The sequence below is a fragment of the Pseudomonas sp. FW507-12TSA genome, assembly GCF_058781435.1.
The window spans coordinates 171,597-198,393 of sequence record NZ_JBYSWT010000002.1 but is presented as its reverse complement, the minus strand read 5'-3'; the positions used below and the strand labels follow the sequence as shown (position 1 = coordinate 198,393).

27 protein-coding genes and 1 tRNA gene are annotated in these 26,797 nt (G+C 62.8%); 12 read left to right on the top strand and 16 right to left on the bottom strand.

Annotated features, from left to right (window positions below):
• Positions 1-3 precede the first annotated feature (3 nt).
• Complete coding sequence (gene queA, locus AC3WK8_RS03055) at positions 4-1,068, bottom strand: tRNA preQ1(34) S-adenosylmethionine ribosyltransferase-isomerase QueA (protein WP_085594997.1); 1,065 nt, start codon at positions 1,066-1,068, stop codon at positions 4-6.
• A gap of 108 nt (positions 1,069-1,176) precedes the next feature.
• Between queA and AC3WK8_RS03050 the strand changes: the two genes are divergently transcribed.
• Positions 1,177-1,261: transfer RNA gene (locus AC3WK8_RS03050), tRNA-Leu, on the top strand.
• A gap of 139 nt (positions 1,262-1,400) precedes the next feature.
• On the opposite strand, the gene AC3WK8_RS03045 is transcribed toward AC3WK8_RS03050, so the two are convergent.
• The 5 genes from AC3WK8_RS03045 to AC3WK8_RS03025 are packed head-to-tail and all read right to left on the bottom strand — an operon-like array spanning position 1,401 to position 4,960.
• Positions 1,401-1,640: a Rieske (2Fe-2S) protein gene (locus tag AC3WK8_RS03045; protein WP_085594991.1), complete on the bottom strand. Its 240-nt coding sequence runs from the start codon at positions 1,638-1,640 to the stop codon at positions 1,401-1,403.
• The gene (locus AC3WK8_RS03040) at positions 1,624-2,481 is read right to left on the bottom strand and encodes an iron-containing redox enzyme family protein (RefSeq protein WP_085594989.1); all 858 of its coding nucleotides are present in this window, start codon (positions 2,479-2,481) and stop codon (positions 1,624-1,626) included. The genes AC3WK8_RS03045 and AC3WK8_RS03040 overlap by 17 nt, the downstream gene beginning before the upstream one ends.
• A complete protein-coding gene (locus AC3WK8_RS03035; protein ID WP_103324089.1) occupies positions 2,481-3,281 on the bottom strand; it encodes a dihydrodipicolinate synthase family protein in 801 nt (266 codons plus the stop codon). The genes AC3WK8_RS03040 and AC3WK8_RS03035 overlap by 1 nt, the downstream gene beginning before the upstream one ends.
• Positions 3,271-3,789 carry a DUF6190 family protein gene (locus tag AC3WK8_RS03030; RefSeq protein ID WP_053131805.1) on the bottom strand — a complete coding sequence of 173 codons (519 nt, stop codon included), beginning with the start codon at positions 3,787-3,789 and terminating at the stop codon, positions 3,271-3,273. The genes AC3WK8_RS03035 and AC3WK8_RS03030 overlap by 11 nt, the downstream gene beginning before the upstream one ends.
• Positions 3,782-4,960 (bottom strand): pyridoxal phosphate-dependent aminotransferase, encoded by a 1,179-nt coding sequence (locus tag AC3WK8_RS03025; RefSeq protein ID WP_053131807.1) that lies wholly within the window; start codon positions 4,958-4,960, stop codon positions 3,782-3,784. Before AC3WK8_RS03025 ends, AC3WK8_RS03030 begins: the two co-directional genes overlap by 8 nt.
• A gap of 329 nt (positions 4,961-5,289) precedes the next feature.
• On the opposite strand from AC3WK8_RS03025, the gene AC3WK8_RS03020 reads away from it, so the two are divergent.
• A complete protein-coding gene (locus AC3WK8_RS03020; RefSeq protein ID WP_256592209.1) occupies positions 5,290-5,925 on the top strand; it encodes an acyl-homoserine-lactone synthase in 636 nt (211 codons plus the stop codon).
• Here AC3WK8_RS03020 and AC3WK8_RS03015 read toward each other — a convergent pair.
• Positions 5,895-6,623 carry a helix-turn-helix transcriptional regulator gene (locus AC3WK8_RS03015; RefSeq protein ID WP_085594983.1) on the bottom strand — a complete coding sequence of 243 codons (729 nt, stop codon included), beginning with the start codon at positions 6,621-6,623 and terminating at the stop codon, positions 5,895-5,897. The two genes, AC3WK8_RS03020 and AC3WK8_RS03015, sit on opposite strands and share 31 nt — an antisense overlap.
• Positions 6,624-6,908: 285 nt before the next feature.
• The gene (locus AC3WK8_RS03010; RefSeq protein WP_085594981.1) at positions 6,909-7,538 is read right to left on the bottom strand and encodes a glutathione S-transferase family protein; all 630 of its coding nucleotides are present in this window, start codon (positions 7,536-7,538) and stop codon (positions 6,909-6,911) included.
• Positions 7,539-7,655: 117 nt separating this feature from the next.
• On the opposite strand from AC3WK8_RS03010, the gene AC3WK8_RS03005 reads away from it, so the two are divergent.
• Positions 7,656-8,774, top strand: coding sequence for a transketolase-like TK C-terminal-containing protein (locus tag AC3WK8_RS03005; protein WP_103324013.1), 1,119 nt, complete (start codon positions 7,656-7,658; stop codon positions 8,772-8,774).
• Between the two features lie 4 nt (positions 8,775-8,778).
• On the opposite strand, the gene AC3WK8_RS03000 is transcribed toward AC3WK8_RS03005, so the two are convergent.
• A complete protein-coding gene (locus AC3WK8_RS03000; protein WP_022639708.1) occupies positions 8,779-9,231 on the bottom strand; it encodes a MarR family winged helix-turn-helix transcriptional regulator in 453 nt (150 codons plus the stop codon).
• A 178-nt stretch (positions 9,232-9,409) separates the two neighbouring features.
• On the opposite strand from AC3WK8_RS03000, the gene aceE reads away from it, so the two are divergent.
• A complete protein-coding gene (gene aceE, locus AC3WK8_RS02995) occupies positions 9,410-12,079 on the top strand; it encodes a pyruvate dehydrogenase (acetyl-transferring), homodimeric type (RefSeq protein WP_022639709.1) in 2,670 nt (889 codons plus the stop codon).
• 115 nt (positions 12,080-12,194) lie between these two features.
• Here aceE and AC3WK8_RS02990 read toward each other — a convergent pair whose 3' ends face one another.
• Positions 12,195-12,389, bottom strand: coding sequence for a M35 family metallo-endopeptidase (locus AC3WK8_RS02990; protein ID WP_256578539.1), 195 nt, complete (start codon positions 12,387-12,389; stop codon positions 12,195-12,197).
• Positions 12,352-12,864: a M35 family metalloendopeptidase gene (locus AC3WK8_RS02985; protein WP_256592210.1), complete on the bottom strand. Its 513-nt coding sequence runs from the start codon at positions 12,862-12,864 to the stop codon at positions 12,352-12,354. Before AC3WK8_RS02985 ends, AC3WK8_RS02990 begins: the two co-directional genes overlap by 38 nt.
• Before the next feature lie 395 nt (positions 12,865-13,259).
• On the opposite strand from AC3WK8_RS02985, the gene ppk2 reads away from it, so the two are divergent.
• Together ppk2 and AC3WK8_RS02975 are read left to right on the top strand one after the other, a co-directional pair.
• Positions 13,260-14,153, top strand: a complete 894-nt coding sequence (gene ppk2, locus AC3WK8_RS02980) for a polyphosphate kinase 2 (protein ID WP_178087988.1) — start codon at positions 13,260-13,262, stop codon at positions 14,151-14,153.
• Positions 14,154-14,524: 371 nt separating this feature from the next.
• Positions 14,525-15,262, top strand: a complete 738-nt coding sequence (locus tag AC3WK8_RS02975) for a hypothetical protein (RefSeq protein ID WP_085594977.1) — start codon at positions 14,525-14,527, stop codon at positions 15,260-15,262.
• Positions 15,263-15,402: 140 nt separating this feature from the next.
• Here AC3WK8_RS02975 and AC3WK8_RS02970 read toward each other — a convergent pair whose 3' ends face one another.
• Entirely contained in the window at positions 15,403-16,737 is a 1,335-nt protein-coding gene (locus AC3WK8_RS02970) for an ATP-binding protein (protein ID WP_085594975.1), read from the bottom strand.
• Positions 16,734-17,444: a response regulator gene (locus AC3WK8_RS02965; protein ID WP_103324015.1), complete on the bottom strand. Its 711-nt coding sequence runs from the start codon at positions 17,442-17,444 to the stop codon at positions 16,734-16,736. The genes AC3WK8_RS02970 and AC3WK8_RS02965 overlap by 4 nt, the downstream gene beginning before the upstream one ends.
• Before the next feature lie 167 nt (positions 17,445-17,611).
• Here AC3WK8_RS02965 and AC3WK8_RS02960 point away from each other — a divergent pair, with 167 nt between their 5' ends.
• Positions 17,612-17,935 carry a hypothetical protein gene (locus tag AC3WK8_RS02960; RefSeq protein WP_103324016.1) on the top strand — a complete coding sequence of 108 codons (324 nt, stop codon included), beginning with the start codon at positions 17,612-17,614 and terminating at the stop codon, positions 17,933-17,935.
• Between the two features lie 69 nt (positions 17,936-18,004).
• Here AC3WK8_RS02960 and AC3WK8_RS02955 read toward each other — a convergent pair whose 3' ends face one another.
• Complete coding sequence (locus AC3WK8_RS02955) at positions 18,005-19,132, bottom strand: MFS transporter (protein WP_103324017.1); 1,128 nt, start codon at positions 19,130-19,132, stop codon at positions 18,005-18,007.
• A 101-nt stretch (positions 19,133-19,233) separates the two neighbouring features.
• Between AC3WK8_RS02955 and gcvA the strand changes: the two genes are divergently transcribed.
• The 5 genes from gcvA (at position 19,234) to AC3WK8_RS02930 (ending at position 23,832) form a co-directional block, all read left to right on the top strand.
• Positions 19,234-20,163: a transcriptional regulator GcvA gene (gcvA, locus tag AC3WK8_RS02950; protein ID WP_103324018.1), complete on the top strand. Its 930-nt coding sequence runs from the start codon at positions 19,234-19,236 to the stop codon at positions 20,161-20,163.
• A 148-nt stretch (positions 20,164-20,311) separates the two neighbouring features.
• The gene (locus AC3WK8_RS02945) at positions 20,312-20,920 is read left to right on the top strand and encodes a LysE family translocator (protein ID WP_103324019.1); all 609 of its coding nucleotides are present in this window, start codon (positions 20,312-20,314) and stop codon (positions 20,918-20,920) included.
• Between the two features lie 100 nt (positions 20,921-21,020).
• Positions 21,021-22,946 carry an alkaline phosphatase D family protein gene (locus tag AC3WK8_RS02940; protein ID WP_103324020.1) on the top strand — a complete coding sequence of 642 codons (1,926 nt, stop codon included), beginning with the start codon at positions 21,021-21,023 and terminating at the stop codon, positions 22,944-22,946.
• Between the two features lie 37 nt (positions 22,947-22,983).
• Positions 22,984-23,454, top strand: coding sequence for a hypothetical protein (locus tag AC3WK8_RS02935; RefSeq protein WP_085594959.1), 471 nt, complete (start codon positions 22,984-22,986; stop codon positions 23,452-23,454).
• 12 nt (positions 23,455-23,466) lie between these two features.
• A complete protein-coding gene (locus AC3WK8_RS02930; RefSeq protein WP_103324021.1) occupies positions 23,467-23,832 on the top strand; it encodes a DUF7079 family protein in 366 nt (121 codons plus the stop codon).
• 8 nt (positions 23,833-23,840) lie between these two features.
• Here the strand turns inward: AC3WK8_RS02930 and AC3WK8_RS02925 are convergent, their stop codons facing one another.
• Both AC3WK8_RS02925 and AC3WK8_RS02920 read right to left on the bottom strand, forming a co-directional pair.
• Positions 23,841-24,422: a hypothetical protein gene (locus AC3WK8_RS02925; protein ID WP_085594955.1), complete on the bottom strand. Its 582-nt coding sequence runs from the start codon at positions 24,420-24,422 to the stop codon at positions 23,841-23,843.
• A gap of 160 nt (positions 24,423-24,582) precedes the next feature.
• Positions 24,583-26,628: a c-type cytochrome gene (locus tag AC3WK8_RS02920; protein ID WP_085594953.1), complete on the bottom strand. Its 2,046-nt coding sequence runs from the start codon at positions 26,626-26,628 to the stop codon at positions 24,583-24,585.
• Between the last annotated feature and the right edge of the window lie 169 nt (positions 26,629-26,797).

Sequence of the window (26,797 nt, the reverse complement as noted above, 5' to 3'; positions counted from 1 at the left end):
GACTCATACAGTTTCCTCGGGGGCCAGGTCCTTGGGAGCGGTTGGCGCAGGATTACGGGTGATGAACATCGCATCACCGTAGCTGAAGAAGCGGTATCCATGCTCGACCGCCGCACGATAGGCAGCCATGGTCTCGGGATAACCGGCGAAGGCCGAAACCAGCATCAACAGCGTGGATTCCGGCAGGTGGAAATTGGTCACCAGGGCATCGACCACATGGAACGGCCGGCCCGGGTAGATGAAGATATCGGTGTCGCCGCTGAACGGCTTGAGCACGCCATCACGGGCAGCGCTTTCCAGGGAACGCACGCTGGTGGTGCCTACCGCGACCACCCGACCGCCACGGGCCCGGCATGCGGCCACGGCATCCACCACGTCCTGGCCGACTTCCAGCCATTCGTGATGCATATGGTGATCTTCGATGCGCTCCACCCGCACCGGCTGGAAGGTCCCAGCCCCCACATGCAGGGTCACGAAGGCGGTCTCCACGCCCTTGGCGGCAATGGCTTGCAGCAGCGGCTGGTCGAAGTGCAGCCCCGCGGTCGGCGCCGCCACCGCGCCCAGGCGCTGGGCATAGACCGTCTGATAACGCTCGCGGTCTGCGCCTTCATCCGGACGGTCTATATAAGGAGGCAGCGGCATATGTCCGACCCGGTCCAGCAGCGGCAACACCTCCTCGGTGAATTCCAGCTCGAACAAAGTGTCGTGGCGAGCCAGCATACGCGCCTCGCCACCACCATCGACCAGGATCGTCGATCCCGGCTTGGGCGACTTGCTGGAGCGCACATGGGCCAGCACACGGTGGCTGTCCAGCACCCGCTCGACGAGGATCTCCAGCTTGCCGCCGGAAGCCTTCTGGCCAAACAGGCGTGCCGGGATCACCCGGGTATTGTTGAACACCATCAGATCGCCCGGGCGCAGATGCTCGAGCAAATCGGTGAATTGACGGTGGGCCAGGGCGCCGGTTGGCCCATCCAGGGTCAACAGGCGACTACCGCGACGCTCGGCCAATGGGTGGCGGGCGATCAGCGAATCGGGAAGCTCGAAAGTAAAGTCAGCAACGCGCATGATGGGGTTCGTCTAGCAGGGCCGGAAAGTTTAGCGGAATCAGCAAAAATTGACCATGAAAGCCGATTGACCAACGGTATCCGCCTCTCTATACTTCGCCGCCATTGAGCCCTGATGGCGGAATTGGTAGACGCGGCGGATTCAAAATCCGTTTTCGAAAGGAGTGGGAGTTCGAGTCTCCCTCGGGGCACCAAAATCAAAAAAGACCTTGGATTCCAAGGTCTTTTTTTTCGCCTGTAAAAAAGTCCTCGCCACTGCGGGCTCCACAAACGCAAATGCCGCACGACCCAAAAGTCGTGCGGCAGGATGAGCGGATGCGAAACGGCCTTCCGTCAGGAAGTCACGCGCTTGACCTCCAGGCGTCCGCAGGGTGGACCGCTGAGCTGTTCACCGGTTTCCAGGCTGAACACCGAGAAGTGCAAGGGGCAGGTGATGCTTTTGCGCTGCTCATTGATGTTGCCATGAACCAGCCAACCCTGGCGGTGTGGACAGGTATGGGGCACCTCGTACTGCTGGTTGTCGATCTCAACGGTGAAGGTGCCGGGGCGATGGAACTCAGATAGCTCGCTCAACGGCCTTCTCCCGATTGAAATGCTTGAGACGCTGGGCCTTTTCCACGGCGGCGTCGAACGCCGCGTTGGTGATGTCGCGGCCCATGCAGATGCCCTGCCAGGCCTTGACCGGATCCAGGTCCCCCGCCACGTCCATGGCCTTGAGCAGGCGCTGGCCTTCGATGGCGTGGTACACGTCGATGTGCACATGCTCCGAGTAATAGGTGTGGGCCTTGATCTTCAGGCGATCGCAGATCGCGGTGTAGCACTCGAAGAAAAACGGCACCACGGTCTCGAAGTAGGTGATCACCCCGGCGAAATACGAAGGATCGTCGGCGCGCATGGTCAGCCAGCAGAACATGTTGGGGAATGAGTAACCTGCCGAGGAGTTGGCCTCGATGTAGAACGGCAGGTCGGTGGGCATCTCCAGTTCCTTGAGCAAATCCATGTACAAGGTGGTATGGGAGCGCTTGATGTTCCCCGAGCCGAACTCGTCGATCATCATCCGCAGCATCGGCATCTGCGCCTCCAGGCTCAATCGCGGCATCAGGTGGTAGAACACCTGGGCCTCGGTCAGGCCATCGAGGGCGAACTCCTGGACCAGGATCCGGAACTCATCGAGGGTCATCTGCTCGGCAACATACACCGCGCTGGGCGGTACTTCGCTGCGATCCTGCTCCACCAGGTCAGCCAGCTTCTGGCGCAGGCTGGCCAGGTCGCGCGGCACCTCGGCGGTGAGGGTCTTGTCGATGGTGGAGAAAATCCAATCGTGCTCGAATTCGGCGATCCGGCGGTCAAGCGGCTTGAGATGCTTGATGCAGGAACGATTGGCCAGAAACAGTTCCTTCTGAAGATCGTTCATCACGCTGCTCCCTCTTCTGCCAGCACCCGGTCAGTGGTGATGACACCCCGGGCCTTGAGTTCCTTTTTCACCTGGGCGTACCAATCGTCGGCACCCAGATCGAAGTAGCCATTGAGTGTCTCCACCCACTGCGCCACTACTTGCTGGCGCGCGCCTATGGCCAGGCGGCACAACGCCGGTTCCAGGTTGGCCAGGGACACCACGTTGCCATCGGACTCCAGGTCGCGCGCCAGGGACATCTCCCAGCCGATGAAGTAGTCCAGGCCTTCGGCCCGCAACTGCTGGATCTGCTGCTGGGTTCGCGGCTGCGACGGCGAATCCTTGATGCCGATCACCCGCGGCAGGCGAGCGATGGTCATCAGGGTCTCGAAGCTCTTCTCGTTCCCCGACAGCGCGGACTCGTTGTAGATGAAGATATCCAGCGACGTGGCGTCATGGACGGCACGATAATGCTCGATGATCTCCTCCTGGGTAGTGCCCTTGGCGAACGGCGAGGTGAACATCACCCCGTGTGCCCCCAGTTCCTGGGCCAGCCGGGCATATTCCAGGACTTCGGCGGTGGTGCCACGCTCGATGCCGGCGATCACCGTACGGTCCTGGGCGTAGGCCAGGGTCAGTTCCAGCATGCGCTGCCAGTCCCGCCGGCCCAGGCGCCAGCCCTCGCCTGAAGTCAGGCAAGGGATGTAGCCATCGACATAGGGCTGCGAGCCATGCAGCAACTGGCGCACGCTGGTTTCACAGATCTGCGACCGCTCGTCCAGTGGCGAGATCAGGGGCACGAAAATGCTCTTAGCCGACATCATGGAAATCCTCCTGCTCGATCAGCATTTCCTTCGACTGTTCGAACAACCCTTGCAGGAATTCCGGAAAAGCCGGCCCGGAGGCCGGCTGGGGGAATGGCTGCAGATAGGGTTGCAAGGCTGCCAGGTCACGCAGCTCCGGGTCGTGGGTGTACAGCGGCTGGCCGTACTCCACCACCTGGGCGGCGAGCAACTTCTTCTCGACGCTCAGGTGCGACCATGCCGGCTCCCGGGTGGCGCGTTGCAACACAGCGTTGCAGTAGCCCTGGCGCTGGATGTCCATGTCGGTGTGCAGCACGTCCATGAACGGGTAGTAGACATCCTGCAGGTGCCGGCTCTTCTTCCAGATGATGGCATCGCAGATGCCGATCTGGCCGTAGTTCATCTGCACCTGCTGCTGATAGAAGTGGCTGAAGAACCCCAGCGACTTGGCCCGCAACTGCGGATCGGCGTGATGCATGCCCATGAAGACGGTGGCATCGATCACCGGCAAGAGTGCCTCAGCCATTGTACTTCTCCAGTGCCCGGGCGATGGTCTCGACCGCCTGCTGGAACTCTTCCGGCTTGCGCGCCAGCGCCAGGCGGATGTACTTCTGCCCGGCTTCAGGCTGGCTCCAGTAGAAGTACTTGCCCGGCAGCACGTAGACGTCGTAGTCCATCAGGTAGGCCTGCAGGTCATCGGCGCTCACCCCCTCACGAGTGATTTCGAACCAGGCCACGCTGGTGTCGACCATCGGCGTCAGATAGTTGAGGAAGCTTCCGTCCAGACGCTTGCGCGCCACTTGGCGGTTGATGTCCAGCACCGAGCGCACCGACTCGAAGCCATCTTCGCTGCTGTCGAGGATGTACTGGGTGACCACGTTGAGGATGAACGGCGAGACGTTCAGCAGCACGCTGGTGACGATGCTGTAGATATCGGCATTGATACCCTTGCTCGACATGATGGTGGCGCACTTGGCGTCCTGCAGCGGCCAGGTCTTGCCAGTGTCTTCCATGATGATGTACTGGGTGCCGATCTCGTCGAGGATCGCGTAGGCGTCATAGCGGCTACCGCCGGAGGCCTTGATGAATGCGGCGAAGCAGAAGTCGAGGATCAGCAGCTTGCCGTGATCCTTGCAGTAGCGCGCGACCTCGATGAAGGTTTCCGGGCCCTCGGCGAACAGGCTCGAACCGGTAGGGTTGTTCGGGTCCACCAGGAAGATCGCGTCGACCTTGGCCGCCGCGGTCTCGAGGTTGGCGTAGACATGCTCCGGGGAATGGAACAGCGACTCGTTGAGCGGCGACAGCGGTACTTCCATGTGCTTGAGCAGGTCATGCAGGTTGTCGAAGCACGGCTCGATCAAACCAACGCTCATGTCACGCTTGCGCAGGTAGGTCGCGGTGATATGCATGGCAATCGACGCGGCGTAGACCAGGTAGATCTCGTCGTGGCGCTTGAGGGCGTGCTCCTGGCCGTGGAAGGTGAAGAACGCCTTGATGAACTCCTGTTCGCTCTGGTACTGGGTCTGGCCCTGGGCGCGGTACCACAGCTCCGGAAGTCGTTCGACGATCTGGCGCTGGGTTACGCTCTGATCCTGGTGAGTATGGGCATCTGCAAGATTGAAACGGGTCTTCAGGGCAGAGATTTCATGCTGAGTGATATCCTGCTTAACTTCCTGACGCGTAATTACGACACTCATATTATTATTCCTGTAAGAGCTAAATAATCGCCTGCGGGATAGGTGTAGTTATCAAACCACGGGTAAATCCTCTCCATGTTTATCGCTCCGCGACAGGCCGACAACTGTACCTAAGTGCAGATCGACACTTATAAAAACGAGCGTTTAATTCTTTCCGCGAAGACTGACCTTAGGTACAGTTGCTTTCTCGAAACAGGCAATTCATCCTTTCCGCGACCCGGCGCGATGGATGAAGGTGGCCTGTCTTTATTCCTCGGATGGAAATAACAATAAGTATGGATAAAGTCAGTTTTTATAATATCGACTACACAAATGCGTCCCAGGACTTGTTGGGAAACTTGTATGGGCTGCGCAAGGAAGTCTTCGCCGACCGGCTCAATTGGAAGGTCAATGTCTGCGGTGACCAGGAAGTCGATGAATATGACAATCCCCACGCCACTTACCTGGTTGGAGTCCACACCGGAATCCCCCTGGCCAGCCTGCGCCTGATCAACACGCTGCACCCCTACATGGTGGAAGGGCCATTCCGCAGTTTTTTCAGCCAGCCCGCGCCCAAGCACCGCCTGATCGCCGAATCCAGTCGCTTCTTCGTCGACAAGACCCGTTCTCGCGCCCTCGGCCTGGAGCGCCTGCCACTGACCGAAATGCTCCTGCTGGCCATGCACAGCCATGGAGCCCACACAGGCCTGGAGGCGATCGTCACCGTGGTGAGCCAAGCCATGTCACGCATCGTGCACCGGGCCGGATGGCACTACGAGATCCTCGACAGCGGACAGGCCTCACCCGGAGAGCGGGTATTGCTGCTCAAGATGCCGATATCGCCAGACAATGCCCTGCGCCTGCAGGCGATGATCGCCACCAAGGGCGGCAACCACCTGTACGAACTACACACTGCAGGCCCACGCCAACACTCCGCCAGCGCCAGGCGAGCGCCTCAGACCATGCCCATGCTCACAGCCTTGTAGACCGCCTGCTTGGCATTGCAGACCTGCAGCTTGTGCACGATGTTGGACATGTGGAATTTCACCGTGCGTACGGAAATCGCATGGATCGCGGCGATTTCCCCATAGGTCTTGCCCTTGACCACCCATTGGAGGACTCCCATTTCCCGATTCGACAAGCTGGCATCGTCCTTCTCGGGAAACAGCTCATTGGGTGTGAACCTGTCCATCAGGCTGTTGTGAAACTGGATCAGCGCCATCTGGATCTCGGCGGTATGCCGGGTCATGACCTGGTCGAAGTCGGCCCGCAATTCGGTGTTACAAATGCTGAGCGCGGCGAACAGGCCATTGGAGTCATGGAGATTGAAGGTGAAACCAGTGGATATCCGGTATTTCTCGGATAGAGCGAACAATTTATCGCCCTGCCCCGGCTTCCCGGATTCAAGCGCTTCGCGCCAGGAAAACGGGGCAATGGACTTCAATCCATGATTGATTACCGGATCGATCAAGTGGTAATTGGAAGCCTTGTAGATATCCAGCCAACGTCTTGGGTAACTGGAGAAGATCAGCGGCTTTACTTGCCGCCCTTTATGCATGGTGAAATAGGCATATTGACAGCCATCGAGGGGCGGCAGACGCTTCTCGAAGGAATTTTTCAGCAGATAATCCAGTTCAGCTTCATCATCGGTTACTTGTCTGCCACTAACTAATTGAGTGTTCATAAGAACTCCATGTTCTTTATAGTGTTCAGTCCGTGAATCTTGTTGCTCTGACTTCGCCACCCCTGACACTCAACTCAAAAGCTTTTAGGTAGTAAAGACAAATAATCACTACACAAATTAACTACAACGTGAGTTCAACAGGGGTTATCGACCTTCTCGAAGCCCGTGACTCAATGACCGAACCGGCAGTAAATCCAACCTCGTACCCACTATGAATGCAGAAAACCGCTCTTTCCCGACAGGGCCAGAGCGGTTCCTCGAACCAGCTGACATTCCCGGGTTCGCCTAGGCTTCCCGGGAGTCGGCCAAGCCAGCCTTTACCGCCGGCCGCGCTTCGATCACATCCAGCCAACGGCGAACATGGCGGAACGGAGTGATATCCAGGTTCAGTTCCTCATGGGTGCGCAACCAGGGAAACGCCGCGACGTCGGCGATGGAATAGTTGTTCGAAGCCAGGTAGGCATGCTTGGCCAGCTGGCTGTCGACTACGCCATAGATACGCAGCGACTCCTTGCGGTAGCGCATGATGGCTTCCTGGTTGGCGGTCTTGCTGCCATGGAGGAACCACCAGAGCTGGCCGAGCATCGGACCGATGGCGCCGACCTGGAAGAACAGCCATTGCTGGACCGCCAATTGTTCGGTCGGCGACTGGGCTCGAAGGCAGTCGTATTTTTCCGACAGATAGCCAAGGATCGCTGCCGACTCGAATACCGAGACTCCGGCCTCATGATCGACGATCGCCGGGATCTTGCCGTTGGGGTTGATCTGCAGGAACTCCGGGGAGTGCTGGCGCCCTTCGGACAGATTGAATTTCACCCGTTCACAATCGATGCCGGCTTCCTTGAGGAAAATGCTGATTTTCTGTCCGTTTGGGGTGTCTGCGGTATAGAAAGTGAGGGATTTTGGCGTGTTCATGAGTCCTCCGTTGACTGCTGCGAATGTCACTGCGTTTGAATCTTATTGCATTTGCAATCATATTGAGGCGTACAGTATGGTGCAAGAATGACGGAACGCACGGAGAGCTTCGAAGTTATGATGGGTTTTTCCAGTTTCAGGACCACGCGCGAGACCGGCGAGGCCGCGCAAGCCTGCATCGACAAGATCCAGACGTTGGCCGTCCAGGCCAGCGAAGGATGCTCTTCACCGCTCTACACCATGATCGACATCGCCAATCGTCTGGAGAGGGATCCGAGAACGGCGAAGAACATCTGGGTGGTGCGTTCCAACACGCGTCCCGGTGCCGCGCCCGAGCACACCCGTATCAGCGCCTGGCCCCTGCACTTCAGTTCCCAGGCCCGCGCCAGCGAAAAACCGCTGCTGTACCTGACCAGTTCCTCCACATCGGCCCAGTTATGCGCCCTGTCGAGCGAGTCCTCCCAGCGCGGGATCCTGTGCAACGACATCGAGACCATTTCCTCGATCTGGCCCAAGGGTGCACATCCATGGGTGCCGTTGTGGCTGGCGGCCAATCCTCGCTGCCTGCCCTTCGACCCGGCCAGCGGTGCCGAGGCCCGGGCCATTGCGTTGGCGGCGCTGAAAAGCCTGTATGTGGATGGAAGCAACGGCTTCTACTACATGGCCCTGCACGACGAGCCCAATGACTTCGTCGGTCCGATGGACAAGCACAGCGTCAGCCAGGCCCTGCAAGGCATGTACAAGATCGCCGAGTTGGAGGCCGGGCCCGATCGCCCCAAGGTCCGCCTGCTGGGAGCCGGCCTGAGCCTGCGCGCGGTGATCGCTGCGGCGCAGATCCTGCACGAGGATTGGGGCGTGGGTTGCGAACTGTGGAGTTGCCCCAGCTATACCCGACTGGCCCGGGATGCCGACAGCGCCCTGCGCTGGAACCGCATGCACCCGGACCTGCCGCGGCGTTCATCGCATCTGCGCGACAGCCTGAACGTCGAGGATGCGCCGGTGGTCGCCGTGACCGGTTACGCCCAACATGTGGCCGAGCAGATCGGTGCCCATCTGAATTCGCGCTTCGTCGCCCTGGGTGCCGACTCCATCGGCTCACTGCCGACCCGTCCGATCTCCAGCAAGACCGTGGACAAACGCTGGATCGCAACCCTGGCCCTGCGTGCACTGGCCCAGGACGGCAAGGTTCCTCAGGAATACGTCAAGCAGGCCATGCGCCGCTACCTGCTGCAATGAAGGCCTAGGCCTCTCGCCCACTCCTGCGCGCGGCGCTGGCCGCACGCTCCAGGGCATCACTGAAAAAGCGCTGTTGCTGTTCATCGAACTGCGCCAGGAACAACTCGGCGACCGCATCTTCGTAGATTCGCCACATCTTTTTGCGCAACACCTTGCCGGCCTCGGTGATCGAGGCGCAGGCACCACGGCCGTCCTCGCTGGCCCGGCTGCGCTCGACCAGGCCTTCGGCCTCCAGGCGGTCGATCAAGCGTGTCAGGTTGTAGCGTTCGATCGCCATGACATCGGCCAGCTCGTTCATTCGCCGGGTACCACCAGGGCCGCTTTCCAGCCCCCACAAGGCGTCGTACCAGGCATAGGCCGGAAGCCCGGCGGCAGCCAGGCGGCGTTCGATTTCGCGAATCAGGCAGCGGTGGGCCCTGACGAATCTGAACCAGGTATCCGGCTCGCTGGAAGACATGCATCACCTTTTTTCAAGAATCGATTTAGTTGCAATTGTAACGCGGTGCACGATAAATTCCCGAGAATAATTGCAATTGCAATCATCTGGATTCTGAACAATATCGGCAACCGCCGATGCCCCTCGCTATGGCACCGAACGACTCGGTGTTCCCCGCTGTACTGCCCAGGAGACGACGATGGCACAACAATCAGTGTTTCTCGACGAGGATCCACAAGAGACTCGTGAATGGCTCGAATCCATTGAATCGGTTCTTAATGTCGAAGGCCGCCCTCGGGCGCATTACCTGATCGACCAACTGCTGGATTTCGACGTTGCCCAACATGGCGACTTCTACGGGCGCGTGACCACGCCCTACGTCAACACCATCCCGGTCAGCCGCCAACAGCCCTACCCAGGCGACCTCGCCGTAGAGAAGCGGATCAACGCCTACATCCGCTGGAACGCCCTGGCCATGGTGCTACGCGCCGGCAAGCACTCCAACGTCGGCGGGCACATTGCCTCCTATGCCTCGGCGGCAGTGCTCTACGACGTAGGTTTCGACCACTTCTTCCGTGGCCGCACCGAGCAGTTCGCCGGTGACATGGTCTACATCCAGGGCCACTCCTCGCCAGGCATCTACGGCCGCGCCTTCCTCGAGGGCCGCCTGAGCGAAGAGCAACTGGACAACTTCCGCCGCGAAACCGACCGCGATGGCGTGTCCTCCTACCCTCATCCACGGCTGATGCCCGACTTCTGGCAGTTCCCCACCGTTTCCATGGGCCTGGGTCCGATCACCGCCGCCTACCAGGCACGCTTCATGCGTTACCTGGAGAACCGTGGCCTCAAGGAACACCAGGGCCGCAAGGTCTGGGCGTTCCTGGGCGATGGCGAGATGGACCAGCCCGAATCCCTGGCGGCGATCTCCCTGGCCGGTCGGGAAAAACTCGACAACATCATCTTCGTGGTCAACTGCAACCTGCAGCGCCTAGACGGTCCGGTACGCGGCAACAGCAAGGTGGTCCAGGAATTCGAAAGCCTGTATCGCGCCGCTGGCTGGAACGTGATCAAGGTGATCTGGGGCAGCGGCTGGGATGCCCTGCTGGACAAGGACAAGAGTGGCCTGCTGCGCCGGCGCATGATGGAATGCGTGGACGGCGACTACCAGAACTACAAGTCGCAGAACGGCGCGTACGTGCGCGAGCACTTCTTCGGCAAGTATCCCGAACTGCTGGAACTGGTCAGCGACATGACCGACGAGCAGATCTGGAAACTCTCCCGTGGCGGCCACGATCCGGAGAAGGTCTACAACGCCTACGCCGCGGCCATGCGCCACACCGGCGGGCCGACCGTGATCCTGGCCAAGACCGTCAAGGGCTTCGGCATGGGTGAGGCCGGCGAAGGCCAGAACATCAACCACCAGCTCAAGAAGATGGGCGACCAGGCGGTCAAGGCCTTCCGCGACCGTTTCGGCCTGGAGCTCAGCGATGAGCAACTGGGCGACATGCCATACCTCAAGCCGGCGCCGGACAGCGTCGAGGCCAACTACCTGAAGGCCGTGCGCGGCAAGCTCGGCGGCCATATCCCGGCGCGCTTCAGCGATGCCCAGTCCCTGCAGATCCCGCCGCTGTCGGCCCTGGAGACCCAGCTCAAGGGCACCGGCGATCGGGCGATCTCCACCACCATGGCCTTCGTGCGCATCCTCGGCACCCTGCTCAAGGATCCGAACATCGGCAAGCTGGTAGTACCGATCGTGCCGGACGAGTCCCGTACCTTCGGCATGGAAAGCCTGTTCCGCCAGATCGGCATCCACTCCCACGTGGGCCAGTTGTATACCCCGCAGGACGCCGGCCAGCTCAGCTACTACAAGGAGAGCAAGGACGGCCAGATCATGCAGGAGGGACTCAACGAGTCCGGGGCCATCTCGTCGTGGATCGCCGCCAGTACCTCCTACAGCAACCACGGGGTGATGACCGTCCCGTTCTACATCTTCTACTCGATGTTCGGCTTCCAGCGGGTCGGCGACCTGGCCTGGGCCGCCGGCGATGCCCGGGCCCGTGGCTTCCTGCTCGGCGCCACCTCCGGGCGCACCACGCTGATGGGCGAAGGCCTGCAGCACGATGACGGCCATAGCCACGTGATGTCGTCCACCATCCCGTGCTGCGTATCCTATGATCCGACCTATGCCTACGAGCTGGCGGTGATCATCCAGGACGGCATGCGCCGCATGTATGTCGAGAACGAGGACATCTACTACTACATCACCCTGCTCAACGAGAACTACGCCCACCCGGACATGCCCGAAGGCGTCGAGCAAGGCATCCTCAAGGGCATGTACCGCTTCTCGGCCCCGGCCAAGCAGAACAAGGGCAAGCACGTGCAGCTGATGGGTTGTGGCTCGATCCTGCAGGAAGTCAACGCCGCCGCGAAGCTGCTGGAAGCCGACTTCGGCGTCAGCAGCGAGGTCTGGAGCGTCACCAGCCTGACCGAGCTGCGTCGCGACGGCCAGGAAGCCGAGCGCTGGAACCTGCTGCATCCCGAGCAAGAGCCTCGCGTGAGCTATGTGGAAAGCTGCCTGCAAGACAAGGAAGGCCCGGTGGTGGTCGCTACCGACTACATGAAGATCTTCGCCGACCAGATCCGTCCCTTCGTACCCAAGCGCCGTTTCGTCGCCCTGGGCACCGACGGCTTCGGCCAGTCGGACACCCGTGAGTCCCTGCGTCGGTTCTTCGAGGTCGACCGTCACTTCATCGCCGTGGCCGCCCTCAAGGCCCTGGCCGACGAAGGCAGCCTGCCACGGGAAAAGGTCGCCGAGGCCATCGCCCTGTACGGCATCGATCCGGAGAAGAAGAACCCAGCCAAGGTCTGACGCTGCAAACTGCCTTGCCCACCCGGGCAAGGCACACCTTCGCTGTACCCCCTCCCAACGCCAAACGCCCCGGGGCTTGCCCCGAGGCGTGGACGCGTTCCCCGACCAGCCCAGGTCAGTCGTGCATCTGTTCCTCGTAATATTCGTAGTTATCGGCGTTTTCCACTGCCCGGCCCGGGTGATGGGTCGCCAGATCACGCGCGCCCACCGGTCCATAGCCACCCGGGATATCGGCGGTGTGGCCGATCGAGTGGGTCAGCTCATGCACCACGCTACCGGCCTGGGTATCGAAGCCCCCCCGTGGCGGCAAGGCGAAGAACGCCGTGCAGAACCAGGCTTCGATGTCCCCGCGGGGCATTGACGTAGGTCGCCGCGATAACATCTGCGCTGTCGCAGGCATCGACGGGGTTGGTCCGGCAACGGGCCGTCAGGGTATTGCCACTGTTGAACTTGAAGCGCACTCCGTCGAGTACCGCACGCACTCGCTGATAACGATCCTGGCTGAAGACGCCGGACCATGTCTGATAGACCGGGTCGCCGTTACGACCAAAGACCGCTTCGTTGTTGTTGATCCGGTTGTAGGCATGATTGGACCAGGTAGTGGCCACCGCCACCGCGTTGCTCACCGCGGTGCGATCGGCCTGGGTCGAACACCAGGCATCGAAGGCCACGTTGAACGCCAGCGCCGATTGCGCCGCCGTACTCAGCCCCAACAACAGCAATAGTCTCCACAGCCGGTACGCCAGCCGGGGGCGGGATGAATAGACAAGGGATCGGATCTCCATGATTCTGCATCTTTTGCACATTCCAGAGACCACCCCGAACGGGGCGGTACTTGCATTGGATTCCCCGCCCGAACGCTGTATCAGCAGGAACTGCTTTCGCAGCTGCGCCAGCGCCTAGCGCCATCTCCCGAGCACAACCTTGATGGAAGTCAACGAGCGGTGCTTTGCGCTCCCTACACTGGTCGCTACCCCTTTGAACAAGATCCGCAGGCCCCGCCATGAGTGAAGATTCCCGCGCACTTCCCCTTCCTGAAGTGCTGCCCAAGACCAGCGCAACCAGCCCCGCCAAGCCCCCGGCCCGCAAGAGCGCCACACCCCGCGCCCGCCGCCCGCGCAGCACACCCGCCAAGGCCGCGGCAGTGAAGGCCATCGAGGTCGATCTCGAACAGAACCCCATGACCCTGCAGATCGCCAGCGCACCTCGTGGCTCCAACGAAGACAGCGTCTCGGCCAAGCTGCCAGGCAACTATCCCTATCGCAACCGCATGCGCCGCGCCGAGTACGAGAAGGCCAAGCACGAGTTGCAGATCGAATTGCTCAAGGTGCAAAACTGGGTCAAGGAAACCGGGCAACGCATCGTGGTGCTGTTCGAAGGCCGCGACGCCGCGGGCAAGGGCGGCACCATCAAGCGCTTCATGGAGCACCTGAACCCTCGCGGCGCGCGGATCGTCGCCCTGGAAAAACCCTCCGAGCAGGAAAAGGGCCAGTGGTACTTCCAGCGCTACATCCAGCACCTGCCGACGGCAGGGGAAATGGTCTTCTTCGACCGCTCCTGGTACAACCGCGCCGGCGTCGAGCGGGTCATGGAATTCTGCTCGCCCCTGCAATACCTGGAGTTCATGCGCCAGACTCCAGAACTGGAACGCATGCTGTGCAACAGCGGCATCCTGCTGTTCAAGTTCTGGTTCTCGGTCAATCGCGAAGAGCAACTGCGACGCTTCATCTCGCGCCGCGACGACCCGCTCAAGCACTGGAAACTCTCGCCCATCGATATCAAGTCCCTGGACAAATGGGACGAATACACCGGCGCCAAGCAGGCGATGTTCTTCCACACCGACACCGCCGACGCACCGTGGACGGTGATCAAGTCCGACGACAAGAAACGCGCCCGGATCAACTGCATCCGCCACTTCCTGCACGAGCTGGACTACCCGGGCAAGGACCCCAAGGTCGCCCACGCTCCCGATCCGCTGCTGGTGGGTCGCGCCTCGCGGGGGCTGGAAGAAGATGAGCGCCCCGGCCAGCTGGCGGCGGACATCGACACCACCGGCCCCGCACTGTCGTTCTAAGGTCATCCTCGCGCGCTGCACACGGGCCTCGGGACCCGTGTCGCGGTGCGCCTGGCCCGGGCCCTTGCCAGGTGTTAAATTGCCGGCCCCGGCAATGACCGCGTATTGCACAGACCGGACTTGGACATGGATGCCCAGCAACGCCCTCCGATACCCGCGCTCCCTGGCGCCCGCTGTTTCGCCCGCCCCGCAAACCTTGTGTGCGGCAGGCTACTCGCGACAACCCGACTGTTTCCGGCCACCAGCGCCCGGAACCTGCGTCGCACCCGCTCACCCGGCAAGCGTCAGCCCTGCTCGAGCGCTTGCCATGTGTTCTTCCTGAATCGCGCAGTGGCTTGCGCACGTTAATCGCCCGATACCAAGGATGTTCCATGCCCACTATCCCGACCCCGGAATTCAACCAGCTGCCGGCTGGCGCCGTGGCCTACCCCGAAGCCCGTGACCTGTTCGTCGCCGACCAGCAAGAGCTGGCTGAACACCTGCTGCCGCTGCTGTCCTTCGATGCCAGCCTGATCAACCCCGAATGGTCCGCTCGCCTGCACCTGCTCAACCCCATCGAACCCAGTGGCGGCCTGGTCGGCATGTTCACCGAAGGCCAAGGCTTTGGCAGCGACTTGCTGAAGACCAACTGGATCGGTTTCAAGATCGAGGACGGCCGCTATCGCCTGTGCGGTGATCCGCGCTACTTCTTCCTGCACCCGGACAACGCCCACCTGGCCGATCCCGAGCGCAACGCCCGCGCCGACCTGGAACAGCACTACACCGAGCAACGCGCCGCCTACCAGGCCGCCCGCCAGCGCTACCAGGAACTCGGGCACCTGACTTGGCCGCGGGACAACGGGCAGAAGCTCAACTTCATCGAGGAAGTCGGTGGCGTGGCCGAAGGTTATGGCAACTGGGTGGAAACCGTGGAGTTTCCCATGGACGTGGTCGAAGCCGAGGATGACAGCGGCGACATCGACGTCTGGCCCCTGAGCCCCGCGGGCCGCCGCTTCCAGCACGTCCTGGGGGTACCGGCCTACAACTACGGCATCCGCGGCGCCGACCTGATCGTGATGTTCTACGAGCCGGTTGAAGGCCTGGTGCTGTTCTGCTTCGACTGGTCCTGACCGGCGACACCTGTCGCCGCTGTCGAGCGACGCGAGATTGCGAAAAGGCCCGCAGGGCCTTCAACCACAACGGCCGCTACGCGCCCGTAAGCAGCCTCGCAGGTTCGGCAGCGGCTACAAGAACCGCCCAGGTACAAGGGTTACAGCGGCAGTTCCACCCGAGCTTCGAGCCCGCCGCCATCGCGGTTGAACAGGCGCAAGCTGCCGCCATGCTCACGCACGATGGCCCGGGCCGCCGACAGGCCCAGGCCAACGCCGCCGGTGCTCTTGTTGCGTGACGTCTCCAGGCGGAAGAACGGTTCGAACACCTGCTCCAACGCCTCGGGCGCAATGCCCGGGCCACGATCCAAAACTCGCACCCGCACCTGCTCAACCCCCTGCTCCAGCACGATGGCCGGCTCGACGCCGTACTTGAGGGCGTTGTCCAGCAGATTGGTCATCACCCGCTTGAGCCCCAGGGGCCTGCCGCCATACACCAGGCGCGATGGGCCGCTGAAGGTGATCTCCAGGCCCTGGTCGCGATAATCGTCCACCAGGGTCTGCAGCAGCTCGGCCAGGTCGAACTGGGTCGCCTGCTCCAGGCGTGCATCGTCGCGAAAGAATTCCAGCGCCGAGTTGATCATGGCCTGCATCTCGTCCACGTCGCGGAACAGCCGTTGCTGCTGGTCGGCATCCTCGATGAACTCGCCGCGCAGGCGCATGCGGGTCAGGGGCGTGCGCAGATCGTGGGAAATGGCTGCGAGCATCTGCGTACGGTCCTTGATGAAGTGCTGCAACTGCGCCTGCATGGCGTTGAACGCCAGGATCGCCTGGCGGATCTCGTGGGGGCCCACCGGCTCGATGGGTGGCGCGTGAAAATCCAGGGCAAAGCGTCGTGCGCCCTGGGCGAATTGCTGCAACGGCCTGGCCAGGCGGCGGGTGGCGATCCATGCCACCAGGCCGGTGGACACCAACACCAGGGCGATGACGATCAAGTTGCGGGTGCTCTCATCCAGCCCCCAACTGCGGGATGTCGAGGAGAACATCAGCCAGGATTGATCGGTCAGTTGTACCAGTAACGCGTAGCGGCCATTGGGCCCCGGCCAGTCGCTGGGCATGTAGGCCTCCATGCGCCGCGTAGGCGGTTCCAGCGCCTGGCGAATGCCCTCTCCAACGTACTCAGAGTCCTCGACGACCGGCAGATTGAAAGCCTCGCGAGTCGGCTGCCAGACCACGCTGGAATACTCATGGCTGACCGCTGCCGCCAGCCGCGCACGCTGGCCCGGTTCCGAGGCCTCGATCATGCGCACGATAGACGCAGAGCTCTCCAGGATTCCCGACTCTTCCAGGGACGGATAGGCCCAGACGCCGGCCAACTGCACGAACAACGCATTGAAGGCCAGGGCCGTGAGCATGGCCATGATGATGGTCAGGGCGATCCAGCGCGCCACCGTATCGCGCAGCCGATAGCGCCATAGCGGCTTGAGCGCCTTCACTGGCGGGTCACGCTGGGGGTGAACAGGTAGCCGCCGTTGCGCACCGTGCGGATCATCGCCGGGCGCTTGGTATCGAACTCCAGCTTGCGCCGCAGGCGGCTGACCTGGACATCGATGCTGCGGTCGAAGGCATCATGGGCGTGACCCCGGGCCAGGTCGAGCAACTGCTCACGGGTGAGGATGCGCTGCGGATGCTCGACGAACACCAGCAGCAAGTCGAACTCCCCCGCCGACAGCGGGATCATCACCTGGTCCGGCGAACGCAGTTCGCGCCGGGTCAGGTCCAGTTGCCAGTCGGCGAAGCGGATCAACGGCCGTGGCACCTCACCGGCCAGCGGCCGGCTCTCGCCGGAGCGGCGCAACACCGCGCGCACCCGCGCCAGCAGCTCGCGGGCATCGAAGGGTTTGCCCAGGTAATCGTCGGCGCCCATCTCCAGGCCCACTACCCGGTCGCTCAGCTCGCCCATGGCCGTGAGCATGATCACCGGCGTGGCATGTTGCAGCCGCAGGCGCTGGCACAGGGTCAGGCCGTTGTCGCCGGGGAGCATCAGGTCGAGGATGATCAAATCCGGCACGTCCCGCTCCATGGCCGCCCACAACCCGGCGCCATCGGTGGCCACGCCGACCTCGTAGCCCTGTTGGACAAAGAATTTCTTCAGCAGGGCGAGGACTTCGACGTCGTCGTCCACGATCAAGAGACGGCTCACCGGCGGGGATCACTTCAAGTGGAAAGGAGCGTTATCTAAAACCATTCGCCGCATCGCGTCATATATTTCAACCCGGTAACAAACCTGCAACGCTGCAATAAAGCAGACATCTTTGCGCAAGGTTCGGCTGCCAGCATCGGCCTCCCCCTACTGGAGAACAGCCGACCATGCACCTGATCAAGAACACCTCGGCGCCCGCCCCAGCCATCCGCGAAGAACTCCCCGAACCCTGCCTCACCCAACCGGCCCTGACGTTGCTGCAGCGGGTGACCAAGCTCGACGACGCCAGCTTGCATTGTCGCGAGGTCAGCCTGCGCCTGTCCGAGGATCAGAACCACCTGGTACTGACCCGCTACAGCGAACACTACAGCCCACAAGGCATGGAATGGGTGGAGCGCAAGCATCGAGTCTCGGTCACCGACCTGCTGCGCTGGGTCATCGAACAGGGCCAGCCCCAGAGCGTCGAACGCGGCGACGACAAACAGGCGTAAAGACAGCTGCAAGCGACAAGCTTCAAGATTAAAGCTTGTCGCTTGCAGCTTGCAGCTTGCGGCTTAGATTCAGAGGTTTGCATCGGACTTCCGGCACGCCAACGCACTCAGCGCCAGGCACACTGCCGCCAGCGAATACACCCACACCGTGGAGGCCACCGGCAGCAGCATGCCGGCGATCAGCGGTCCGAGCCCGGCGCCGATATCCCGCCATACCGCATTGGCCGCCAGGGCTCGCACTCGTCCCGCGCCCGGATGCCGCTGGGCCACCACCGTTACTACCAGCGGCAGTTGCAGAGCCCGCAGTATCAATACCAGGGCGCCGCCGACAATCAGCCAGTGGCAACCGAACCCCACCAGGGCCGCGCAGGTCAGCAACGAGAAGACGATCAGCATCCGCGTCGCGCCAAAGCGTTGCGCGGCGATGCCGCCCAACGGGCTGAGGAGCATTTCCGAGACATAGCGCAGGGCCAACAGCGCACCCGCCACCAGCAGCGCGTTGCCGGCCATTAGTTGTTCAGCCTGCAACGACAAGCCAATGATGAACAGCCCGTCCAGCACCAGGCCTTCGATGAAGGACCACAGCGCCACGCTGTCGGGACGTTGCAAGCGCCGGCCGGAATTCGCCAGTGGGTGAGGCCTGCCAGGCAGGCCGAAGGCCAGCAGCATGGCGAGCAGCGAGGTCAGGACCATGAGCCCGAAGATCACCCGCGGGCCGTATTCGACGCTGACCAGTGCACCGATGGGCAAGGCCAGCATCGGCCCGGTGGCGATCAGCGCGCGGGAGCGGCCGGTGCGGCGGGCGGCGCCCGTGGGCTCGGCGGTGGCCATGACCTGGGTCGAGAGGTTGAGGGCGGCGTAACTCAGGCCCCAGCCCAGGCGCAGCAGCAACAACCACCAGAAGCCCGACAGCGTGGCGTAGCCCAGAGCGCACAACGCGGCGGTCGCAGCGGCCAGCACGCACACCGGGCGGTCGCCGTGCCGAGCATAGAAACGCATCACTTGGCCGTAGCCGAAGATCCGCACCAGGCGGTTGGCAGCCAGCAGCAAGCCGGCCTCGGCCAGGGTCACGCCGAAGGCTTCGTGCTGCATGGGCAGCAACAGGTACAGCAGGACATCACCAGGCAAGCACAGGCCGAGGATGCTGGCGCAACGGGCAGAGTCTTGATCGGTACGGCGAAGCGAAGTATCGGGCATGTCAGGCAAACCGGCAGATCGTGAACCCGATGCAGCGTGCCGCCCGTGGCCCGCGCTGACAAACGCTTTATTTGCGTCGTATAGGTAACTAAATTAGACACATGATCAGCGACCTGCCCCCTCTGAACGCGGTCCGCGCCTTTGCCGCGGCCGCCCGCCACGAAAGCTTCAGCCGCGCGGCGGATGAGTTGCACGTGAGCCACAGCGCCATCAGCCGGCATATCAAATTGCTGGAGGAACACCTGGGCGTGCTGCTGTTCGAGCGTCGCATCCGCCAGTCGGTCCTCACCCCGGCCGGACAGGCTTTCTATGAGCAGGTCAGCGTGGCCCTGACCCAGATCGCCCAGGCCGCCACCGCCCTGCGCCAGGGTGCGGCGCTGCGCAAGGTGACCATCAACGTGCGACCGTCCTTCGCCGTGCGTTGGCTGATTCCGCGCCTGCCGCAGTTCATGGCGCAGTACCCGCAGATCCATCCGGAAGTGGTGACCAGCACCCTGCCCCCCGACCCGGCCCGGGAAACCTTCGACCTGGTAATCCGCCGTGGGCGCTCGGGGTGGGCGGCAGCGCTGCAACCGCAACCCCTGCTGGACGACGAAATCCTGGTGGTGGCCGCCCCCGCGCTCTTGCACGACACCCCCTTGCACAGCCCCAAGGACCTGGCACGCCATACCCTGCTGGTCAGCCGCACCCGGCTCAGCGATTGGTCGAAATGGCTCGAGCACTGCCGGCTCAAGCCGCTGCGCAACCCGCCAACCCTGCATTTTGACCATATGCACTTCGTGCTCCAGGCCTGCGTCGACGGCCTCGGCTTGAGCCTGTGCCCCGCCTCGCTGCTGGCCAAGGACCTGGCCAGCGGCCGGCTGGTCTGCCCGCTGCCACAATTACGCCAGCCCCTGACCCACTATTACTACGCCTTGGCCTGCGACGCCGCACCCGAGGCCCAGGTGTTCATCGACTGGATGCAGGCCCAGATCCAGCAAGACGCCATGCTCAACCTGCCGCAGCTGCCGGCGCGCCACGGCGACCAGTGAACCGGCCCTGCAAATCGCCCATGTGTCTGATTCAGGCACAGCAGCGGTGCAATTAAAGCGTTTGTCAGCGCTTGCCTTCGCGCTCACCCTGCACCACGGCGCCGGCCATTGCCACGGCGCTCTTCCATCATCCAAACCCGGAGTGCCCATGGCGAGCTACGGACTGTTCCTCCTGCTAGCTACCCTGACCATCCTCAGCCCCGGGCCCGGGGTGGTGCTGACCCTGTCCAACGCCCTGCGCCATGGCTGGACGGGCGCCTTGCCGGGCGTCCTCGGCATTGCCCTGGGCGCCTTCGTGGTGGCCGGGCTCTGCGCCAGCAGCCTGGGCCTGGTACTGGCTGCCTCGACTACCGCGTTCACCCTGTTCAAGTACCTAGGCGCCCTGTACTTGCTGTACCTGGGTATCAAGATGTGGCGCACCCAGCGCTTCGTTGCGCAACTCCAGGCCAGCGCCTCGCGCCCGTGGCGGCGCTTCGTCGAGGCTCTGTCGATCCAGTTGCTCAACCCCAAGGCCGGGTTCTTCTTCCTCGCGGTGTTCCCACAGTTCATCCACTCCGAGGGCAGCTATCTGGGCCAGTTCCTGTTGCTGGTGACCAGCTACGGCCTGCTGGTGGTGGCGGTGCACAGCGCCTACGCCGGGCTGGCCAACAGTGCCCGGGGCTGGCTGTCCAGCCGGCGCGGGGCACGGATCGCCGGCAGACTGTCGGGGATCACCTTCCTGGGCTTCGGGGTGATGATGGCCACGGCCAGTAAATAACTGGATACAAATGCCTGGGGACGGCGCCGCCAGGCAACGTTTCTGTGACATTGGCTACGCTACCATGGCGCCCCTTTTCTGGCCCCGAGCACCCGCGCGCATGCCCTTGTCCCACGCCCACGACACCCTGCCTCCCGTACTCGCCGGTCCGCTGTTGCGCCGCCTGGAACCGAGCCGGCTGGTGTTGTGGCTGGTGGGCTCTCAGCCTTTGTCTCTGACCCTGCAACTGCAGGCCGAAGGTGCGGCCATGCAGGAACTGGCCCTGGATGAACACCAGTGCCAGGTCATCGCCGTGGGCCGCGATGCCTACATCCACCTGATCGACGTAAGCCTGGACGCGACCCTGCCCGAGGATCTGCCGATCGCCTATGACCTGCTGATCAGCGATGCACAGCACGGCCTCCAGGGCATGGCCGCTTGGGCGCCCCACTTGCTCTATGGCGATGCGCAGCGGGCCGAATTCGTACTGCATAGCCGCATCGACAACCTGCTCCACGGTTCCTGCCGCAAACCCCATCACCCGGCCCCCGACGGCCTGCTATGCGCCGACCGCCTGCTGGCGCAAAAACCGGCGACCCAAGACCGCCCCGCATTGCTGCTGATGAGCGGCGACCAGATCTACGCCGACGATGTGGCTGGCCCCATGTTGCGGGCCATCCATGCCCTGATCGAGCGCCTGGGCCTGTTCGACGAACAGCTCGAAGGCGCCGTGGTGGACGACAGCCAGGCGCTCTACTGCCACCACGCCAGCTACTACCAGCGAGCCGAGTTGCTCCCCGCGCTCAAGAGCAACGAGACCCTGCGCGAGCGGTTCTTCGGCGGAGTGAAGAAGCCGATCTTCACCAGCAGCAGCGCCGACAATCACCTGGTGACCTTCGCCGAGGTGCTGGCCATGTACCTGCTGGCCTGGTCGCCGGTGCCCTGGAGCCTGATCGCGCCCCAGATGCCGCAACTGAGCCCGCAGCACCAGGCGCGCTATGCCAGGGAGCAACGGCATATCGAGGCCTTCGTCGCTGGCCTGGACGGCGCGGCGCGGGTCTTCGCCCACCTGTCGTGCCTGATGATCTTCGACGACCACGACATCACCGACGACTGGAACCTCAGCGCCCAATGGGAAGAAACCGCCTACGGCCATCCCTTCTCCAAACGCATCATCGGCAATGCCCTGCTGGCCTACATGCTGTGCCAGGGCTGGGGCAACGACCCCGACGCCTTCCCGGCATTGCTGGAGCAGACCCAGGCCCTGAGCGCCAGCGCGCGAGGCAACCGGCGACTGGACCGACGACTGCACGACTCGTTGCTCGAGCAACTGCTGCGCTTTGCCCAGTGGCAATACGTACTGCCCAGCACCCCGGCCCTGGTGGTGCTGGACACGCGCACCCGGCGCTGGCGCAGCGAGTTCAGCCTGGGCCAGCCTTCGGGCCTGCTGGACTGGGAAGCCTTGAGCGAACTGCAGCACGAACTGCTGGACCACCCTTCGGCGATCATCGTCTCGCCGGCGCCGATCTTCGGCGTCAAGCTGATCGAAACCGTGCAGAAGGTCTTCAGCTGGTGTGGCTACCCGCTGCTGGTGGACGCGGAAAACTGGATGGCCCATCGCGGTTCGGCGCAGGTGATCCTCAATATCTTCCGCCACTCACGCACCCCGGGCAGCTACGTGATCCTCTCCGGGGACGTGCACTACTCCTTCGTCTACGAAGTGCTGATCCGCCACCGCCAGGGCGGCCCGCGAATCTGGCAGGTCACCAGCAGCGGCATCAAGAATGAATTTCCCGCAACCCTGCTGGACTGGTTCGACCGCCTCAACCGCTGGCTCTACTCGCCCCGCTCGCCGTTGAACTGGTTCACCAGGCGCCGGCGCATGAAGGTCATCCCCCATGTGCCCGAGCATGCCAAGGCCGGTGAACGGCTGTGGAACTCTTCCGGGCTGGGCCAGGTGTTCTTCGACGACCAGGGCCAGCCAGCGGCCATCTACCAGCACAATGCCAACGGCCGCGAGCCGACGCGGATGATCGCACCAAGATAGAATCGCCATTCGCCGGCAACCAGGAAGGACCCGCCCGATGGAAAAACAACCGCTGTATCGCAAGGTCAACACGCGGACCCACGGCGTGCACCACAAGATCCATCCGGCCTATGCCCGGCAGCGCCACAGCAAGGCCCTGGCCGCCAACGAAGAGCAGCAGCGCGGCAGCATGCATTCCGGGCTGCGCCTGGGACTGGACTACACGCCGCTGTTCCGCTTCCTGCTCAGCCGGGTGGGCGAACCCTGGGATTCGGTGTTCAGTGAGGCCAAGAGCCGCCTGGATCGTGAGGAGCCGGTGTTCTGGCTGGTAGCCCGGCATGAGCATGAACGCGAGGACTACGTGCGCATCGGCCACTTCAGTTTCTTCAGCGGCTTGTACGTCGATGCCCAGGGGTTGTTGCAAATGGTCGATCCGCAACTGCGCGCAGCGCACATGAGCCCCGACTGCCCCTGCTGTACCCACACCCTGAACGGGGTACCGTTCGGCTTGCCCTACCAGCGCTCCTGAGTTCATTCGACCATGCCTAGCAACCCCATCACCCAGGAACAGTTGGACGAGATCCGCTATGTGCTGTCGGATGCCTTCGTCGACAACCAGGTGGACTATGCCTACATCGCCCGGCAGACCCAGGCCTACGAGCGGGCCGAGATCGAGCGCATCCTCTACTGCGAGGTGGCGCCGGTGTGCTACGTCAACCTGATGGCGGTGATCCCGGAAATCTGGACGGGTTTCGAGCGCACCTCGCTGCTGGCGGATATCGAAGAAAGCCTGCAGCGACGCCGCAACAGCCGCTGGCAAGCCTTTGTCGACCACCTGTATATCCGCTGGATCCGCTACAGCGGTGGCTATATCTGGAAGGAAATCTGCCAGCACTACCCTGGCTAACCCCCCTGTCAGCGATCTCTGATCCGAGCATCGGGGCTGCAGTAGTCGCTGGAGTGCAGCCCCACAGGCTCGGCTTGCATCTGCCCGTGCTCATCGATCTTGCGCAGCAGCGCGGTGCATTGCTGGTCCTGGAGGAACACCAGCTGGTAGGTCGCGCCAGCCTCAGGCACGAAGCTCACGCTCTGCTCACAGACGGCGCGGAAATTCTCCAGCTGCCCGGGTTCGCTGTTGTAGAACATCAGGGCGAAGGGACGATTGGCCGGGAGCTTGAGCTCGTTGGCGCCAAACCCTTCCTGGCGCCGCATACGGTCGGTCTCGGCGCTCATGGGAATGCCCAGGCTGCGGAACTTGGGATGGGCAATGCCCCGATGCGGCTTGACCATCACGCCCGAGCCCGGTTTGCGCCAGTCGATGCAATCGCTGTATGGCACGCCACGGACCGAGCCCTGGGAAACGATGCGGATCAATGCAGTGTCACCGGCATCCGCCGGAACGCGATAACTGACGGTAGTGGCCTTGAGGGTCGAGACGAAGGTGCAACCGCCCAGGCCCAGGGTCAGGCCGAGCAACACCACAGAAGGAAACCGCATGCTTCATCCTTGGCAGGAGCAGCCAACGGTGGCCGCGAAAGGATGGCGATCTTAACTCGGCGCGATTGGCCTGCCACAGGTTTTTCGCCGCTCGAAAACAGCGGCTACGGGCTGCTCAAACCGAGCATGGCGGCTACCGAAGCAGCCGCCATGGTCAGGGTCAGTAGCGAGCGTCCGCCGGCCGGCCACCATTGGGCCAATCCTTGACCTTGTCCGGGAAGTCCGGACGCGGTTGATGGGAGAAGTACTCGGCCACGTCCAGGGCTTCCTGATCCGAGAGGCCACCCTGGCCCAGGGGGAATTTCTCGTGGAAGCCGATCGGCATGTTGCGCTTGACGAAGGCCGCGGCGGTGTAGGTACGGGCCATGCCGGCGCCGATGTTGAACGACTCGTCGCCCCACAGCGGCGGGAAGATCAGGCTGCCGTCGGCACGCTTCAGGCCTTCGCCATCAGCGCCATGGCACACCGCGCACTGCTTGGCGTATACCTGCTTGCCGTTCTCGGCGTTGGGCTTGAGGGCGGGATCGATCTTGCCCACGCCACGCCCGGCCACCTTGTCCTCGGGACGGGTATTCATCTTCATCCACTCGAAGTAGGCCACCATGGCTTGCATGTCCGGGCCAGCCACCGGCAGCGGCTTGCCGTGCATGGAGCGGCGGAAGCAACCGTTGATGCGCTCTTCCAGGGTAATGGTCTTGCCTGCCCGTGGCGCGTAGCCGGGGAAGAATGCCGAGACACCGACAAAAGGCGAACCATCGGCCACGGTGCCGGCGTTGAGGTGGCAGCTGGTGCAATTCAGCGAGTTGCCGACGTTGTCCGGCAGCAGGGCCTTGGTCTCCAGGTGCAGGCGCATGCCGCGCACCAGTTGCTCGGCGTTCGGCGCGGCCAGCAAGTTGGCCAGGCGTGGGGTTTCGAACGGCGTACTCTCCACTTGCGGGCTCAGTTGGGCACGCATTTTCTTGACCTGGTTGGCGTCGATGGCCGAGCCCTGGTTGCCCCAGCTGCTGCGGACGAAGGTCAGGATCTCGGCGATTTCCTCATCGGCCAGCTGGGCGAAACCCGGCATGGTGTAGACCCGTGGATGGGCCGCGGTCTGGGCGGTCTTCCAGCCGGTCAGGGTGATGTGCAGCAGGGAAGTAGGGTTGCTCGACGCCACGCTGGGGTTGCCCGCCAGGGACGGGAACATCTGCGGTACGCCGGCACCATCCTGGCGGTGGCAGTCGGAGCAGAACTGCGCATAACCCAGGCCACCACGAGAGGTGAACAGGTTGCTCGGCGGTGCTGCCGGGGCCTGGACCTCGGACGGCATCGGCAGGTCGTCCTTGCCTGCCGGCAACGACTTGAGATAGGCCGCGATGGCGGTCAGGTCGGCATCGGTGAAGTGCTGGGTACTGTGGTGGATCACATCGGCCATGTTGCCCGAGACCGTGGCGAAGCGGTTCTGCCCGGTCTTGAGCAGTTGCACGGTGTCTTCCACGGTCCACAGGTTGCGCAGGCTCAGGGCACGCCACTCTTCTACCGTCTCCCCGGCCAGGTAATGCTGGCCACCGGATTCGGTGTCGCTCATGGCCTTCTCCTGGAAGGCGATGCCCCGTGGGGTGTGGCAGGAACCGCAATGGCCCAGGCCCTGGACCAGGTAGGCGCCACGGTTGAGCTGTTCGTCACGCTGGGGATCGGGCTTGAAGGGCTGTTTGTCGACGAAGGCGAAGTTCCAGAACCACAGGCCCCAGCGCTGGTTGAAGGGGAAGCCCATGTCGGCCTCCAGGTTGCCCTGGGCCACCGGCTCCACGCCATTGATCAGGTAGGCAAAGAGCGCTCGCATGTCCTCTTCGGTCATCTTCGCGTAGGACGGGTACGGCATGGCCGGGTACAAATGGCTGCCATCAGGGGTCACGCCTTCGCGCATCACGCGGTCGAACTCTTCAAAGCTGTAGTTGCCGATGCCGGTGGTCTTGTCCGGGGTGATGTTGCTGGAGTAGATGGTGCCCATGGGCGTCTTCAGCTCCAGGCCGCCGGCCATGACCGCGCCGCCACGAGCGGTATGGCAGGCGATGCAGTCGCCAAGCTGGGCCACATACTGGCCACGCTGGATCGTTTCGGCATCGGGGGTGGGGGTAGCTGCCGGAGCAGGCTCGCTACCGTGGGCAGAATGTACGCAGAGCAACGCAGCGCCCAGGAGGCACAAACGTGACAGAGAAAAAGCCATCAGGTTATTCCTTTAAAACCCGCCTGGGGTGATCCCCTCGGCCGATATCCGCAAAGGTTTTTATTGGTTATCTCGGGCCCTTGGGAGGTAGGCCCGGGGCCCGGTACCTTGTGGGTCCGAGCCTGGGTCCCTTGTAGCGGATTTCTCTGAAAACCCTGTTGATATGGAT